Raw genomic sequence first — 15741 nt, 5'->3', positions numbered from 1 at the left:
GCGCCGTTGGCGTTACACCCGCCGCCCCCCCCCCCCCCGCCCCCGGGGGGGGGGGGGGGGGGGCCCCCCCCCCCCCCGCCACCGCTCAACGCGTCAGGCCGACGACGTCACCGCCCGGCCGAGGTGCCGGGCGAGGAAGCGCGCCGAGGCGGCGGCCTCGAACCTCGGCATGGCGAGCGGGTCGCCCGCGTTCGCGTGCAGGCTCTTCTCCTTCGAGGCGAAGGCGTCGAAGAGCGCGAGTCCGGCCTCACGCGGGATGCGCTCGCCGTCCCACTGCAGGGTGAACTCGACCGGGACGGTGATCCGCCTGGCGTGGTCGAACAGGGCGTCGGGCCACATCATGCCGAAGACCGCGGCGGTGATCCGGGGCTCCGCCGCCACCAGCGGAATCCCGATCGCGCTGCCGAGCGCGATGCCGACGTAGCCCACCGGCCCGTCGGGGCCGATCTCCGGGAGCTCCTGGAGGGCGTCCAGGGCGGCCCGCCACTCGGGTACGGCGATCTCCGCCAGCCGGGCGTTGTAGGGAACGACGATCGGGCCTTCCGGCTCGCCCGCGGCCTGCGCCCGGCGCAGGTCGGCGATGTCCCGCTCGTCGTGCGCGGAGCGCGGCCGGTCGCCGTGGCCGGGCGCGTCGAGCACGGCGACGTGGAAGCCGCAGTCGCGCACCAGGAGGCCGGCGCGGCCGAGCATCGCGGGGTGCTTCTTGTGGGCGCCGCCGCCGTGGCCCATCAGGACCAGGGGCGCGCGGTCGCCGCCGGAGGCGGGCGACCAGAGGACTCCGGGGACGCCGCCCACGGTGAAGTCGCGTTCGAGCATGCCGTCGGAGGAGGACTCGGCGGTGAACTGCAGAGTATGCACGGTGTTGCCTTTCGGGAGTGCCTGATGGTCGAGGCGCTCCCGGCGACACCTACGTCAGATCGCCGGCCGTGACCGGAAGGGGGAGCACCCACATCGCTACAGCGTTCATGGGTCTCACCTCCTCGGGCGGTGTCACGGTCGACCGCAAGCTACAAGCCCCGGCGCTGCCGCGTCCAATCCTTTTTCCCCTAGGCTTTTCGGCATGCCGCCCTCCCCGTTCGACGCCGTGGTGTTCGACTTCTTCTGCACCCTCACCCCCGCAGTCCCCTCCGCCACCTGGGACGAGCACGCCGCCCGCAGCGCCGCCCCGCTGGGCATCGAGGCCGGGCGGTGGCGCGACGCACTGGACGAGTCGTTCCCGGAGCGCGTGGTGGGCGCCCTCGGCGACCTGCCGCAGACGCTGCGCACGCTCGCGGCGCGCTGCGGGGTGACGCCCGACGAGGAGGCGCTCGCGGCGGCCTGCGCGGCCCGACTCGCCGCCCAGCGCGAGCTGTTCGCGCTGCGCCCGGACGCGGAACCCACCCTGGAGCGGATCGCCGGGTTCGGGGTCAAGGTCGGCGTGCTCAGCGACTGTGCGACCGAACTCGCCGACAGCTGGCCGCTGTTGCCGATCGCCCGGTATGTGGACGCGGCCGTGCTGTCCTGCCGAGAGGGCCGCCGCAAGCCCGACCCGGTGCTGTACGCCACCGTCGCCGAACGGCTCGGCGTCGCCCCGCGGCGCTGCCTGTACGTCGGGGACGGCGGTGGCGGCGAGTTGAGCGGCGCCCGGGCGGCCGGGATGACCGCGGTGCTGCTGCGCGCCGTGGACTGGGCGGCCGACGGCGCGCCCGGCCGGGAGGCCGACTGGTCCGGCCCGGTCCTCGGCACCCTCTCCGCCGTCGGCACCGCCCTCGACTACCCGGTGATGCTCCGCCCGTAGCCGGCGGCGGGCGCCCGCCGCCGGCCCGGGTCGGATACCTGAGTGAGCGTCAACCGCCTTATCGGGCACCGCCGTTGACGTACAGCGTCTGACCGCTGACGTACCCGGCGTCCTCGCTGGCCAGGAACGCCACCACGGAGGCGATCTCCTCCGGGCGGCCGACCCGGCGCAGCGGGGTGCGCTGGGCGACCTCCGCCTGGTGCTCCTCCGCGGTGGCGCCGACCCGCTCGGCGGTGGCCGCGGTCATCGAGGTGGCGATGTAACCCGGCGCCACCGCGTTGACGTTGACGTTGAACGGGCCCAGCTCGATCGCCAGCGTCGCGGTCAGCCCCTGGATGCCGGCCTTCGCGGCGGCGTAGTTGGCCTGGCCCCGGTTGCCCAGCGCGGACCGCGAACTGAGCGAGACGATCTTGCCGTACTTCTGGGCCACGAAGTACTTCTGCACGACGTGCGAGCAGTTGTAGGCGCTGGTCAGGTTGACCGTCAGCACGGTGTCCCAGTCGGACTTCGGCATCTTGAAGAACAGGTTGTCCCGGGTGATCCCGGCGTTGTTGACCAGGATGTGCACCCCGCCCAACTCCTCGACCACGGCGGCGAAGACCGCCTCCACCGCGTCGTAGTCAGCTACGTCGCAGCCGTAGGCGCGCGCCGTGCCGCCCGCCGCGGTGATCTCCTTGACGGTGCCCTCGGCGCGCTCCGCGGTGAGGTCCACCACCGCGACCGCCGCGCCCTCCTCGGCCAGCCGGCGCGCGGTCGCCGCCCCGATGCCCTGCGCCGCGCCCGTCACGATCGCGACCTTGCCCTCGAACCTGCTCACAGCTGCTCCCTCTTCCCGATTCCTCGTCATGTCCGTTTCCCCGACGCGCCGTTCAGCCACGCTCGACCAGGACCGCCGAGCCCTGGCCGACGCCCACGCACATGGTGGCCAGGCCGCGGCGGGCGCCGGTGCGGCGCATCCGGTGCAGCAGGGTGGTGAGGATGCGCGCGCCGGAGCAGCCCAGCGGATGGCCGAGCGCGATCGCGCCCCCGGACGGGTTCACCAGCTCCGGGTCGACGCCCAACTCCCGGACGCTGGCCAGCGCCTGGGCGGCGAACGCCTCGTTGAACTCGGCGGTGTCCAGGTCGTCCAGCCGCCAGCCGGTGCGCTCCAGCACCCGGCGGGTGGCGGGCACCGGGCCGATGCCCATCACGTCCGGGTGGACGCCGGCCGAGGCGCCCGCCACGTACCGGCCCAGCGGCTCCAACTCCAGCTCGCCCAGCGCGCGTTCGCTGACCAGCAGGAGTGCGGCCGCGCCGTCGTTCATCGGCGAGGCGTTGCCCGCGGTGACGGTGCCGCCGGAGCGGAACACCGGCTTGAGGGCGGCCAGCTTCTCCGCGGTGGTGTCGGGGCGGATCGACTCGTCCTCGCGGACCGTCACGCCGTCCGGCCGCTCGACCGGCAGCAGTTCGGCGTCGAAGTGGCCGTCCTTGCGGGCGGCCGCGGCCAGCCGGTGGCTGCGCAGCGCGAAGGCGTCCTGGTCCTCGCGGCCGATCCCGTACCGGGCGGCGACCTCCTCGGCGGTCTCGCCCATCGAGAGGACGCCGTGCAGGTCCTTCATCCGCGGGTTGGTCAGCCGCCAGCCGAGCCGGGTGTCGAAGGTCTCCATCCGGTGCGGCAGCGCCTCGTCGGGGCGGGGCAGCACGAACGGGGCGCGGCTCATCGACTCGCAGCCGCCCGCCACCACGACGTCCGCCTCGCCCGAGCCGATCGCCCGGGCGGCCGAGGTGACCGCCTCCATGCCGGAGGCGCACAGCCGGTTGACGGTGGCGCCGGGCACGCTGTCCGGCAGCCCGGCCAGCAGCACCGCCATCCGCGCCAGGTTGCGGTTGTCCTCGCCGGCCTGGTTGGCGGCGCCCCAGTACACGTCGTCGATCCGCGCCGGGTCCAGCCCGGGCACCTCGGCGAGCAGGCCGCGCAGCACGGCGGCCGACAGGTCGTCGGGACGGACGGAGGAGAGCGCGCCGCGCAGCCGGCCGATCGGGGTTCGGCGGGCGGCGGCGATGTAGACCGGAAGCACTTCCTCGGGCTCCTGTTCTTGACGGTCGGTCGACTCGGATTCGGATGGTCCGAGTCTCAGAAGGCGCTGACCCCGGTGAGGGCACGCCCGATGAGCAGCTTGTGGATCTGGCTGGTGCCCTCGTACAGCGTCATCACCCGCGCGTCGCGCAGGTACTTGCCGACGGGGTACTCGTCGATGAAGCCGTAGCCGCCGAACACCTGCAGCGCGTTGTTGGCGGAGCGCACCGCGGCCTCGCTGGCGAACAGCTTCGCCACCGAGGACTCGGTCGCGAACGGCAGGCCGCGGTCGATGTGGTCGGCGACCCGCCAGGTGAGCAGCCGGGCCGCGGCCACGTCGACCGCGATGTCCGCCAGCAGGTCCTGCACCAACTGGTGCCCGGCGATGGGCTTGTCGAACTGCTCGCGCTCCCCGGCGTAGCGCACCGCCGCGTCCAGGCAGGCCTGGGCGATGCCCACGCAGCCCGCCGCCACCGACATCCGTCCCTTGGACAGCGCCGCCATCGCCACCGTGAAGCCCTTGCCGAGGTCGCCGAGGCGCGCGGCGTCCGGCACCCGCACCCGGTCGAAGGCCAGCTCCGCGGTGGCCTGCCCGCGCAGCCCGAGCTTGCCGTGCACCAGCGTCCGGGTCAGGCCGGGCGTGTCGGTGGGCACCAGGAACGCGGTCACACCGCGGTGGCCCGGCTCGCCGGTGCGGGCGAAGACCAGCGCCACCTCGGCCCAGGTCCCGTTGGTGATGAACATCTTGGCGCCGCTGATCAGCCAGTCGTCGCCGTCGCGCTCGGCCCGGGTGGTCAGGTTCGCCGCGTCCGAACCCGTCCCCGGCTCGGTCAGCGCGAAGCAGCCCAGCGCCTCGCCGGAGCACAGCCGCGGCAGCCACCGCTCCTTCTGCTCGGCGGTGCCGAAGGCGTTGATCGACTTGGCGACCAGCCCCAGCGACACCGACACGACGCCGCGCACCGAGGAGTCGCCGCGGCCCAGCTCCTCCAGCACCAGGCAGTACGCCAGGTGGTCGCCGCCGCTGCCGCCGTACTCCTCCGGCAGGGTCAGGCCGAGGAAGCCCAGGTCGCCGAGCTTGCGCACGATGCCCAGGTCGATCGACTCCGCGCGGTCCCACTCGGCCGCGAAGGGTGCGATCTCCCGGTCGGTGAACTCGGCGGCCAACGCCCGGACGGCGGCCTGCTCCTCGGTCAGCTCCAGGTCCACGGCGACGACCCCTCGATAAACTAGCGCTGCAAGTTTTACGGTGACTGTAGCCCGCACCGCCCCGGACGCGGAAGAGGCGCCTGCGAGAATGGCCGCCCGACCCCGAAGCCCGACGCCGATGCCCGACGGCGATGTCCGACCCCGATGCCCGTCCCGCCCCGAGGAGGCCGAGATCGCCCGACCCCGCACCCCCCTGCTCAGCCGGGACCGTATCGTCGCCGCCGCCCTCGCCCTCGCCGACGCGGAGGGCCTGCACGCCCTCTCCACCCGCCGGCTCGCCGCCGAACTCTCGGTCAGCGGCCCCTCGCTCTACAACCACTTCGCCACCAAGGACGAACTCCTGGACGCCGTGGTCGACAGTGTGATGGGCGAGGTCGACCTCACCATGTTCGACGCGCCGGACGACTGGCGGACCGCGCTGCGCGACTGGGCCCGCTCCTACCGGGCCGCCCTCACCGCGCACCCCAACCTGGTCCCGGTCCTCGCCCAGGGCCCCGGCCGCCGCCCGCACGCGCTGCGCCTGGCCGACGCCGTCTTCGGCTGCCTGGTCCAGGCCGGGTGGCCGCGCGGCCAGGCCACCCGGATCGGCGCCCTGATGCGCTACTTCATCACCGGCTCCGCGCTGGCCTCCTTCGCCGCCGGCTTCCCCGAGGACGCCGCCCTCTACGCCGCCGACTACCCCCACCTCGGCGAGGCCCACCGGCTCGCCGAACACCGCCGCACGATCGACGAGTCCGCCTTCGAGACCGGCCTGGAAGCCCTCCTCGACGGCCTCGCCCTGCGCTTCGAACGGCTGGCCTGACGGTGGCCTGACGGTCCGTCGGAACGCGAGGACGGGGCGGGAGAGCGCCGAATGGCCCACCCCGCCCCGTCGTCGCCCGGTTCCGCCGGGCCGGGCGCTACCGGCCCAGGCCGTCCAGCGCGGCCAGGATGTCCGCCGGCTCCGCGCGGCGGGTGTAGTCGGTGTCGACGAACGCCCACCGGACCGTCCCGGCCTGGTCGATCACGTAGGTCGCCGGGATCGGCAGCGTGCGCGGGTGGCCGCCGTTGCTGCGGTGCAGGTCGATGCCGATGCGCTGGTAGAGCGCCGCCAGGTCGTCGGGCAGGTCGAAGGCGAGGCCGTACTGCTTGGCGGTGTCGGAGCCGAGGTCGCTGAGCACCTCGAAGCCGAGCTCGGCCTTCTCCCGGAGCGTCAGCGACTCGTCCGGGGTCTGCGGCGAGACCGCGACCAGGCGGGCGCCGCGCGCCACGATCTCCTCGTGGTGCTGCTGCAGCGAGCGCAGCGCGATGTTGCAGTACGGGCACCAGGCGCCGCGGTAGAAGGTGAGCACCACCGGCCCGTCGGCCAGCAGTTCGGCGAGCTCGACCTGACGGCCCGTCGCGGACGACAGGGCGAAGCCGGGCGCGCGGTCGCCGGCCGCCACCGCCCGCTCGGCCTGCCCGGACGCGGCGAGCTCCTCGTTCGCCCGCCGCATCACGGCCCGGACGTCCTCCGGGACCTGCTTCTGCCGGCTCTCGAAGAAGGCCCGCAGTTCGGCGTTCACGCTCATCGGGTCTGGTCCTCTCGGATGATCCTGGAACGGTCGAGCCACGGTAGCCACGCCGCGGTGCTCCCCGTCAACGGCGCGCCTTGCGGAACCGCCCACCGTCTCGACCGGCGGCAAGCGCGGGGCTGCACCGTGGGGGTGGGTGAACGGCTCGCGGCCGGCGGCGGGTGCGGTGGTCCACGACGGAGGAGGAGGCGGCGTTCGTCCGGCTCGAGGTCCGGCATCCCGGCGGGACGGTCGTCGCGCTCACCCACCCGATCGTCCTGGGCCGGTGGACGCAATGCCGAGCGCCTCCCGTACGGGATCTTCCGATCCCGCGCGAGAGGCGCTCGCGTACCGGCGGCCGTCAGGCGCTGACCAGTTCCTTCTCCACGGGGGCGGCCACGGCCGGGGCCGGGCGGCGCCGGCCCTTGAGCAGGATCACCAGGCCCGCCGTGACTGCCGTGCCGGCGGCGATGGCGACCAGGTACAGCAGCGGGTTGCCGATCAGCGGCAGCACCCAGATGCCGCCGTGCGGGGCGCGCAGGGTGGAGCCGAAGGCCATCGTCAGGCCGCCGGCCGTCATGCTGCCGGCGATGCCGGCCGGGATGACCCGCAGCGGGTCGGCGGCCGCGAACGGGATCGCGCCCTCGGTGATGAAGGACGCGCCCAGCACCCAGGCGGCCTTGCCGTTCTCCCGCTCCTCGACGGTGAACAGCTTGCGGCGCAGCACGGTGGCCAGCGCCATGCCGAGCGGCGGGGTCATGCCCGCGGCCATCACGGCGGCCATCACCTTGAGGCTGCCGGCATCCGGGGTGGCGCCCGCGGTGGTGAGCGCGCCGGCGGCGAAGGTGTACGCGACCTTGTTGAGCGGGCCGCCCATGTCGAAGGCCATCATCGCGCCGAGCAGCATGCCGAGCAGGATCGCGTTGGTGCCGGACAGGCCGTTCAGCCAGTCGGTGACGGCGCTCATCGCGGAGGCGATCGGGGAGCCGACCAGGACGAACATCAGGAACCCGACGGCAGTGACCGACAGCAGCGGGATCACCACCACCGGCATGATGCCCTTGATCGCCTGCGGCACCCGCCACCTGACCATCCACAGCACCAGGAAGCCGGCCGCCAGACCGGAGACGATGCCGCCGAGGAAGCCCGCGCCGACCGCGACCGAGATCGCGCCGCCGACGATGCCCGCCGCGAGTGCAGCCCGGTCGGCGATCGCGTAAGCGATGTAGCCGGAGAGGATCGGGACCAGGAAGCCGAACGCGGCCTTGCCCGCCTGGAACAGCATCGCCGCCCAACTGGCCTTCGAGGCCCAGTCGAAGTGGCCGACCACAGACGGCGCGGAGGCGATCTGGTAGCCGCCGATCGCGAAGCCCAGGGCGATCAGCAGACCGCCCGCCGCGACGAACGGGATCATGTAACTGACGCCGGTCATCAGGTACTTGCGCAGCCGGGAGGCCCAATGCTCGGTGCGGGGGCCGGAGTTCTGCACGGGAACCGGCGCGGCGGTGGCCGACGGGCCGGCCTGCGCGGCCAACCGGGAGGCCTGGGCGACCAGTTCGTCGGCCCGGTTGACGCCGGCCTTCACGCCGACGTCCACCAGCGGCTTGCCGGCGAAGCGCTGCCGGTCGCGGACCTCGACGTCGTGCGCGAAGATCACCGCGTCGGCGGCGGCGATCACGGCCGGGTCGAGCGGGGTCGAGCCGGCCGAGCCCTGGGTCTCCACCTGGATCCGCGCGCCGGCCCGGGCCGCCGCCTGCTCCAGCGCCTTGGCGGCCATGTAGGTGTGCGCGATGCCGGTGGGGCAGGAGGTCACGGCCACCAGGCGCAGACCGGAGTCGGCGGCGCCCTCGGCGACCTCCGCGGGCTGTACGGCGGCGGGCGCGGCGGCCTGCGGCACCTCCTCGCCGTTGACCAGCGCGGCGACCACGGCCGGGCTGTCCGCCGAGCGCAGCGCGCCGGTGAACTCGGGTTCCATCAGCCGCCGGGCGAGCGCGGCGAGGATCTGCAGATGGGCGTCGTCCGCGCCGTCCGGCGCCGCGATCATGAAGATCAGGTCGGCCGGCCGCCCGTCCGGGGCGTCGAAGTCGACGCCCTTCGCGGTGCGGCCGAACGCCAGGCTGGGGCGGGTGACGTGCGCGGAGCGGCAGTGCGGGATGCCGATGCCGTCGCCGAGACCGGTCGGGGCCTGCGCCTCGCGGGCGGCGATGTCGGCGAGGAAGCCGTCCAGGTCGGTGACCCGGCCCTCGGCGACCAGCCGCTGGGCCAGCGCGCGCAGTGCCTCGGACTTGTCCTCGGGGGCGAGGTAGAGGTCCACGAGGGCGGGGGTGATCAGTCTGCCGGTGGAGTCGGCGGTGGTGTCACTCATCGTTCGGTCCTTCGGTGCCAGGTGGTGTGTGGTTTCCCTTGCCCCCGGGATGTGGTTCGCTCCGGCCGGTCCCCACCGGCCGGAGCCGGTTCAGCCGCCGAGCGGCCGCTCCAGCGGGATCTCCGCCGTCACGGCCACCGCGGCCGGGTCCAGGTCGGCCGGGGTCGGCATGACGCTCCCCGGCAGTTGCACGGCCGCCGCGCCGTGCGCCAGCGCCGCGGCGAGGGCCTCCGGGCCCGCGCCGCCCGCGCCCAGGAAGCCGGCCAGCGAGGCGTCGCCGGCTCCCACGTCGCTGCGCACCGCCGCCACGGGGGCGGTGCCGTACCAGGTGCCCTCCTCGGCGACCAGCAGCATGCCGTCCGCGCCGAGCGAGGCGAGCACCTGCTGCGCGCCGAGCTTGCGCAGCTCGCCCGCCGCGTCGACGGCGTCGCCGAGGGTGCGCAGCTCGCGGCCGACCGCCTCGGCCAGCTCCTCCCGGTTGGGCTTGACCACGTCCGGGCGGGCTGCGAGCGAGGCGAGCAGGGCGGGGCCGGAGGTGTCCAGCGCGATCCGGGCGCCGCCGAGGTGCGCCTCGGCGACCAGGTCCGCGTACCACGCCGGGTCCAGGCCGCGCGGCAGGCTGCCGCAGCAGGCCAGCCACTCGACCTTCGCGCCGTCGGCGGTGTACGTGCTCGGCGCGCTGCGGACGCAGGTCAGCAGGGCCGCGGACTCCTCGGCGGTCAGTACCGGGCCCGGCGCGTTGATCTTGGTGAGGGTGCCGCCGTGCTCGGCGATCGAGACGTTGATCCGGGTGTCCCCGGCGACCGGGACGGTGGCCACCTCGATGCCCTGGCGGCGCAGCAGCTCGGACAGCAGCTGCCCGGAGAACCCGCCGAGCGGCAGCACGGCCGCCGTCCGGTGGCCCGCGGCGGTCAGCGCGCGGGAGACGTTGACGCCCTTGCCGCCCGGGTCGAGGCGGTCGCCGGTGGCCCGGTTGACCTCGCCGCGGGCCAGGCCCGGCAGCTCGTAGGTGCGGTCCAGGCTCGGGTTGGGGGTGATGGTGACGATCATGCGCGGATGACTTCCGGTCCGTGGTTCTCGATCTCGGCGGCGGCCTCGTCGCTCAGCCCGGTGTCGGTGACCAGGATGTCGACGTCGGTGAGCCAGCCGAAGCGGGCGAAGTGCCGGGCGCCGTACTTGCCGGAGTCGGCGACCAGCACCACCCGGCGGGCGCCGGCCACCATGGCGCGCTTCACGGCCGCCTCCGCCAGGTCGGGCGTGGAGAGCCCGACCTCGGGGGAGAAGCCGTTGGTGGCGACCACCGCGACGTCGGCGTGCACGTCGGCCAGGTCGCGCAGCGCCCAGGCGTCGACCGCGGCCTGGGTGCGGTGCCGGAGCCGGCCGCCGACCAGGTGCAGGGTGAGCGAGGGGTGGTCGGCCAGCCGCGCGGCGACCGGCAGGGCGTTGGTGACCACGGTGAGCGCGGAGTCCAGCGGCAGCAGCGCGGCCAGCCGGGAGACCGTGGTCCCCGCGTCCAGCAGCACACTGCCCTCGTTGGGCAGCAGCGCCAGCGCGGCGCGGGCGATCCGGTCCTTCTCCTCGGCCGCGGTGGTGTCCCGCTCGGCGAGACCCGGCTCCAGACTCAGCGCGCCGGCCGGCAGCGCGCCGCCGTGCACCCGGTGCAGCAGGCCCGCCCGGTCCAGGGCGCTCAGGTCACGGCGGATGGTCTCCTGCGTGACGCCGAACTCCTCGGCGAGCGAGGGCACGTCGACCCGGCCGCGCTGCTGCGCGAGCTGGAGGATCTGCTGCTGCCGCTCCGGTGCGTACATGTGGGATCGGGTCCGTTTCATGTCCGTTTACGTCTGGTTAATCGCCGACGATACGCCTCTCGAGCCAGAAAGCAAGGGTCCGTCGCCGATCCGTTGCTGACCAGGTCGGATGCCCGAATCTGTTGACACCGGAGCCAAATCGGGCGTAGAACCAATCGAAACGCCCCGCTAACGGGCGTGAAACCACATCAGACTCGCCCGGTTCCGTGACCCGCCCCCGACTCGCGGAACCGGGCGCATGGCGGCGGGCCGCGCCTCACCCCTCGGTCGCGGCCCGTCGCCGTCCCACCCGCAGCAGCGGCCTCCCCAGCAGGCCGGCCAGAGACTCCCAGGACTACCGATGCCTCACCTCCTCGTCACCGTCGGCTCCCGCAGCGGCCTGCACGCGCGTCCCGCGTCCCTGTTCGTCCAGGCCGCCGCCCGCCAGCCGGTCAAGGTCCGGGTCGGCAAGCCCGGCCAGACCCCGGTCGACGCCCGCAGCCTGCTCTCCGTGCTCGCGCTGGCCGCCGGCCACGGCGAGACCCTTGAACTGCACGCCGAGGACGGCGAGCAGGCGCAGGGCGCCCTCGACGAGCTGGCCGGCCTGCTCGCCACCGACCTGGACGCGGCGTGACCCGCCTGCTCGGGATCGGCGTCGGCACCGGCAGCGCCGCCGGACCGGTCGCCCGGATGTCCCCCGTCCCCGCGCTGCCCGCCCCCCGGCCGGTCACCGACCCGGCGGCCGAGACCGCCGCCGTCCGCGCCGCACTGGCCGCCGTGGTCGCCGACCTGACGGCCCGCGCCGCCCGGACCGACGGCACCGCCGCCGACGTGCTGGACGCCCAGGCGATGATGGCCGCCGACCCGGTGCTCGCCGACCGGGCCGCCGACCTCGCCGCGGCCGGCACCGACGCGCCGCACGCCCTCACCACGGCCTTCAACGGCTTCCGCGCCGAACTGCTCGCCGCCGGCGGCTACTTCGCCGAGCGCGTCGCCGACCTGGACGACCTGCGCGACCGCGCCGTCGCCAGCGCCCTGGACCTGCCCATGCCGGGCCTGCCCGAGCCGGGCCACCCGTACGTGCTGGTCGCCGACGACCTCGCCCCCGCCGACACCGCCCTGCTCGACCCCGCGCAGGTGCTCGCCCTGATCACCGTCCGCGGCGGCCCGACCAGCCACACCGCGATCCTCGCCAAGGCCCTCGGCCTGCCCGCGGTGGTCGGCTGCGCCGCGGCGGGCGCCCTTGCCGAGGGACGCCTCGTGCTGGTGGACGGCGCCGACGGCGTGGTCGAGGCCGATCCGACCGAGGAGACGGTCCGGCTGGCGGCCGAGCAGGAGCGGCGGCGCCGCGAGCGGCTGGCCGCGGTCCACGGCCCCGGCCGGACCGCCGACGGCGTGGCCGTCTCGCTGCTGGTCAACCTCGGCGCCCCGCACGAGCTGGCCGGCGCGGCGGCCGCCGACTCGGAGGGCGTGGGCCTGTTCCGCACCGAGTTCCTCTTCCTGGACCGGACCGAGGCGCCCGGTCTGGACGAGCAGACCGCCGCGTACCGGCGGGTGTTCCAGGCGTTCGCCGGCCGGCGCGTGGTGGTCCGCACCCTCGACGCCGGCGCCGACAAGCCGCTGCCCTTCGCCACCGCCGCCGACGAGGAGAACCCCGCCCTCGGCATCCGCGGCCTGCGCACCGCCACCCGCGACCCGCAGCTGCTGGAGACCCAGCTGGCCGCCGTCGCCGCCGCGGCGGCGGACGCCACCGCGGACGTGTGGGTGATGGCGCCGATGGTGTCGGTGCCCGCTGAGGCCGCGGCCTTCGCCGAGCGGGTCCGGTCCCACGGCCTGCCGTGCGCCGGCGCGATGATCGAGGTGCCGGCCGCCGCGCTGCGGGCCGACCGGCTCGCCGAGGTCTGCGACTTCTTCTCCATCGGGACCAACGACCTGGCCCAGTACACCTTCGCCGCCGACCGCACCCTCGGCGCGCTCGCCGACCTGCTCGACCCCTGGCAGCCCGCGCTGCTCGACCTGGTCGCGGCCACCGCCGGCGCGGCCGCCGAGGCGGGCCGCCCGGCCGGCGTCTGCGGCGAGGCCGCCGCCGACCCCGAACTGGCCCTGGTCCTGGTCGGACTGGGCGTCACCAGCCTCTCCGCCGCCCCGTCCTGCCTGCCCGCGGTCCGGGCCGCGCTGGCCGCCGTGACGATGGATCAGTGCCGCGTCCTCGCCGAACTCGCCCTGTCGGCCCCCGACGCCGCCTCCGCCCGCGCGGCCGTACGCCGGCACCTGGCCGAGTAACGCCCCCGAGTGCGCCGCTCGCGCTTCCCGCGCCCCGCCCGGCTCCCGCACACCGGGAACCGGCGGGGCGGGCCCGTCGTCTCCGGACTACGAACGACCGGAACCAGTCGGGGGGTTGACGGGGATGCTCGATCTGTTGCTCGCGTTCGCCGGGGTGCTGGTGCTGCTGGCCACGGCCGCCCTGATCGGCGTGCTGTTCCGACGCTCCGCTGTCCGGCGCCGGGAGAGACGCTGACCTTCGCCGGGCACGGGGCCGCCTGACGCGAGGTCAGGCACTCCGCAGCGCCTGGCGGACCTCGGCAGCCGGGTCGCCCGCGTGGTAGGGGTGTTCGCTGGGCTCGATGCCGTCCAGGAACTCCTGGTAGCGCAGGGCGCAGTGGACGTGGAAGAACGGGACGGCCAGGTCGAGGGCGCGGGCGGGGTCGGAGCCGGGGACGAGCGCGGACCAGGCCGCGATCCACCGCTCGCGGAGCTGCTGCCAGCGGGCCTCGGGGAGGAAGCCGGCCGGGCGCAGGCCGTCCAGCGCGGGGTGGCCCCACAGGGCGTCGGAGAAGTCCAGCGCGGTGGTGCGGGCACCGTCGAAGCGCCAGTTGCCGGGGTGGAAGTCGCCGTGCACCAGGGTCAACGGCAGCCCGCAGGCGTCCAGTTCGGCGGCCAGCGCGGGGAGGCGGCCGGCCAGCTCGCGGGCGGCGGCGCGCTCCTCCTCGGTGAGCTCGTCCAGCCGGTCCACCAGCGCGGGGAAGCGGGCGGCCAGCGCGGCGGGGGAGCGGTCGTCCCACCCGTCCGGGCCGTCCGCGGCGAGCGCGGCCTGCGCGGATGCCCACCGGTCGACCACATCGATCATGGCGTCGTCCGGCACGCCCCAGCAGTCGGTGCCGGGCAGCTGGTCGATGAGCATCCGCCGCCCGTCCGACGCCAGCACCGACGGCACCACGGACGGGTCCACCGCCGCGACCAGGGCGATCGCCGCGGCCTCGGCGACGGCGAACGGCGGCGTGCTCTTCAGCCACACCGGGCCCGCGGCGGTCGGGATGCGGGACACCGCGGACAGGTTCCACGACCGGACCTGCTCCACCGGACCGGTCACCGGCCGCCCGAGCGCGGCCAACTCCCGCTCCGCCCACGCCCACTCGGCGCGCAGCCCGTCCGCCGCCGCCCACGGCAGCCGCAGCGGGTGGTCGCCGGCCGGCGCCCCGACGACCGGCGCGAGCGACGGCGTCGGCCGCTCCAGCGCCTCCGCCAGGTACCGCACCGCCCCCGCCCGGCCGCCCTCGCCGCCGTCGACCGACAGCATCCGCAGCACCGCCACCGGCGCGCCGGCCAGCCGGGACGCCTGCCCGGCGACCTCGCCGACCTGCGCCCAGTACGGCGATTCGGTGGTGAAGGGCCCGACCTGGCCGAGGAGTTCGCCCTGCCAGGAGATCAGGACGGTGGCCGTCCGCACGTTGTTCGTCTGCACCCGGGCATTGTCCGGGCCGGGCCGCCGGGCCGCCAGCGATTTACCGACGCCCCGTCACCACGGCTCGCGGGTCAGGAAGGCCGGCCGCTGGTCCGGGTCCACCGGGTCGTAGTAGCGGTGGTAGACCGGGGTCAGACCGCCGGAGACCGGCGGGACGATCCAGCTCCAGTCCGTCGGGGTGGGCCGGCCCGCCCGGGCCTCCTGGGCGACGTGCCGCAGGAAGCGCTCCGACTCGGTGTGGTGGTCGGCCATCGTCACGCCGGCCTCCTGGAAGGAGTGCAGCACCGCCAGGTTGACCTCCACCAGCGCCCGGTCCCGCCACAGCGTGCGCGCCGAGGAGGTGTCCAGCCCCAGCCGGCGGCCGACCTCGCCGAGCATGTCGTAGCGGTCCGCGTCGGCCAGGTTGCGGGCACCGATCTCGGTACCCATGTACCAGCCGTTGAACGGCGCCGCCGGGTACCGGACGCCGCCGATCTCCAGCGTCATGTCGCTGATCGCCGGCACCGCGTACCAGCGCAGTCCGAGCTCCGCGAACCAGCCGAACTCCGGGTGCCGCAGCTCCACTTCGAGCACCGCGTCGTCCGGCACCTCGAACCACTGCGGCGCCTCACCGGGCCGCCGCTGGATCATCAACGGCAGCACGTCGAACCGGCCCTCGCCGCTCTTCCACTCCAACTCACGGGCCCGCCGCGCCAGTTCACCGCCCGCCGGATCGCCAGTCCAGCCGCCGTCCGGACCCCGGTACCCCGCGTAGCGCACCAGCTGGGAGTTGACGATCCGCGGCGCCGGCAGCCCCGGCCGGTCCGGGGCGAACACCGTCACCACCGGACGGATCCGCCCGCCGTTGGCCGCCGTCCGCAGGTGCGCGAAGCACTCCCGGGCCATCTCCTGCGGTCCGCTGACGTGCCGCAGGTCCCGCACCACCAGGCTGCGCCAGTACAGCCGCCCGATGCAGCGCGCCGCGTTGCGCCACGCCACCTTCGCCCCGAACGCCAGCTCCGCCGGGGTGTGCCGGTACGTGCCGGTCCGCTCGATCTCCGATAGCACCTCGCGCAGCCGCGGCGAGGGATCACCCGCCCCGGGCTGCTCCTCGTGGAACTGCCGGACGAACAGCGCGGCCTGCGCGATCAGCGTCCGCTCCGCCGCCGGCGGCCCGGGCGGCGCCGGGGCGTGCGGCGGTACGGCGGCCACGTGGTGGTGCCCGTAGGGGCAGACGCCGGCCTGCGCGGGGACCCGGGTACGAAGACGACTGAAGATCAAGAGCACATCCCTCCCG

Annotated in this window: 14 protein-coding genes; 4 read left to right on the top strand and 10 right to left on the bottom strand. The window is 75.1% G+C overall.

Annotated features, from left to right (window positions below):
* Window positions 1–93: 93 nt before the first annotated feature.
* Window positions 94–858 (bottom strand): alpha/beta fold hydrolase, encoded by a 765-nt coding sequence (locus ACWD4U_RS30990; RefSeq protein ID WP_363448782.1) that lies wholly within the window; start codon window positions 856–858, stop codon window positions 94–96.
* Window positions 859–1060: 202 nt separating this feature from the next.
* Between ACWD4U_RS30990 and ACWD4U_RS30985 the strand changes: the two genes are divergently transcribed.
* Window positions 1061–1777 carry an HAD family hydrolase gene (locus ACWD4U_RS30985; RefSeq protein ID WP_363448784.1) on the top strand — a complete coding sequence of 239 codons (717 nt, stop codon included), beginning with the start codon at window positions 1061–1063 and terminating at the stop codon, window positions 1775–1777.
* A gap of 58 nt (window positions 1778–1835) precedes the next feature.
* Here ACWD4U_RS30985 and fabG read toward each other — a convergent pair whose 3' ends face one another.
* The 3 genes from fabG to ACWD4U_RS30970 are packed head-to-tail and all read right to left on the bottom strand — an operon-like array spanning window position 1836 to window position 5039.
* A complete protein-coding gene (gene fabG, locus ACWD4U_RS30980) occupies window positions 1836–2594 on the bottom strand; it encodes a 3-oxoacyl-ACP reductase FabG (protein ID WP_363448786.1) in 759 nt (252 codons plus the stop codon).
* A gap of 52 nt (window positions 2595–2646) precedes the next feature.
* On the bottom strand, window positions 2647–3834 hold the full coding sequence (locus ACWD4U_RS30975) for a thiolase family protein (protein ID WP_363448789.1): 1188 nt from the start codon (window positions 3832–3834) through the stop codon (window positions 2647–2649).
* 56 nt (window positions 3835–3890) lie between these two features.
* Complete coding sequence (locus ACWD4U_RS30970; RefSeq protein ID WP_363448791.1) at window positions 3891–5039, bottom strand: acyl-CoA dehydrogenase family protein; 1149 nt, start codon at window positions 5037–5039, stop codon at window positions 3891–3893.
* Window positions 5040–5211: 172 nt separating this feature from the next.
* Here ACWD4U_RS30970 and ACWD4U_RS30965 point away from each other — a divergent pair, with 172 nt between their 5' ends.
* Window positions 5212–5841, top strand: a complete 630-nt coding sequence (locus tag ACWD4U_RS30965; RefSeq protein WP_363449321.1) for a TetR/AcrR family transcriptional regulator — start codon at window positions 5212–5214, stop codon at window positions 5839–5841.
* 97 nt (window positions 5842–5938) lie between these two features.
* Here ACWD4U_RS30965 and ACWD4U_RS30960 read toward each other — a convergent pair whose 3' ends face one another.
* The 4 genes from ACWD4U_RS30960 to ACWD4U_RS30945 all read right to left on the bottom strand — a co-directional run bounded on the left by ACWD4U_RS30960 (window position 5939) and on the right by ACWD4U_RS30945 (window position 10744).
* Window positions 5939–6589, bottom strand: coding sequence for a peroxiredoxin-like family protein (locus ACWD4U_RS30960; protein ID WP_363448793.1), 651 nt, complete (start codon window positions 6587–6589; stop codon window positions 5939–5941).
* Between the two features lie 343 nt (window positions 6590–6932).
* Entirely contained in the window at window positions 6933–8936 is a 2004-nt protein-coding gene (locus ACWD4U_RS30955; protein WP_363448795.1) for a PTS fructose transporter subunit IIABC, read from the bottom strand.
* 90 nt (window positions 8937–9026) lie between these two features.
* Entirely contained in the window at window positions 9027–9986 is a 960-nt protein-coding gene (gene pfkB, locus ACWD4U_RS30950; RefSeq protein ID WP_363448797.1) for a 1-phosphofructokinase, read from the bottom strand.
* Window positions 9983–10744, bottom strand: coding sequence for a DeoR/GlpR family DNA-binding transcription regulator (locus ACWD4U_RS30945; protein WP_363448799.1), 762 nt, complete (start codon window positions 10742–10744; stop codon window positions 9983–9985). The genes pfkB and ACWD4U_RS30945 overlap by 4 nt, the downstream gene beginning before the upstream one ends.
* A 340-nt stretch (window positions 10745–11084) precedes the next feature.
* Between ACWD4U_RS30945 and ACWD4U_RS30940 the strand changes: the two genes are divergently transcribed.
* Window positions 11085–11357, top strand: a complete 273-nt coding sequence (locus ACWD4U_RS30940) for an HPr family phosphocarrier protein (protein WP_363448801.1) — start codon at window positions 11085–11087, stop codon at window positions 11355–11357.
* Window positions 11354–13006 (top strand): phosphoenolpyruvate--protein phosphotransferase, encoded by a 1653-nt coding sequence (gene ptsP / locus ACWD4U_RS30935; protein WP_363448803.1) that lies wholly within the window; start codon window positions 11354–11356, stop codon window positions 13004–13006. The genes ACWD4U_RS30940 and ptsP overlap by 4 nt, the downstream gene beginning before the upstream one ends.
* A 268-nt stretch (window positions 13007–13274) precedes the next feature.
* Here ptsP and ACWD4U_RS30930 read toward each other — a convergent pair whose 3' ends face one another.
* On the bottom strand, window positions 13275–14465 hold the full coding sequence (locus tag ACWD4U_RS30930) for a phosphotransferase family protein (protein ID WP_363448805.1): 1191 nt from the start codon (window positions 14463–14465) through the stop codon (window positions 13275–13277).
* Between the two features lie 54 nt (window positions 14466–14519).
* Entirely contained in the window at window positions 14520–15725 is a 1206-nt protein-coding gene (locus tag ACWD4U_RS30925; RefSeq protein WP_449787360.1) for a nitric oxide synthase oxygenase, read from the bottom strand.
* Window positions 15726–15741 lie beyond the last annotated feature (16 nt).

This window comes from Kitasatospora sp. NPDC002522, assembly GCF_053595195.1.
This window is presented reverse-complemented; position numbering and strand designations above follow the sequence as displayed.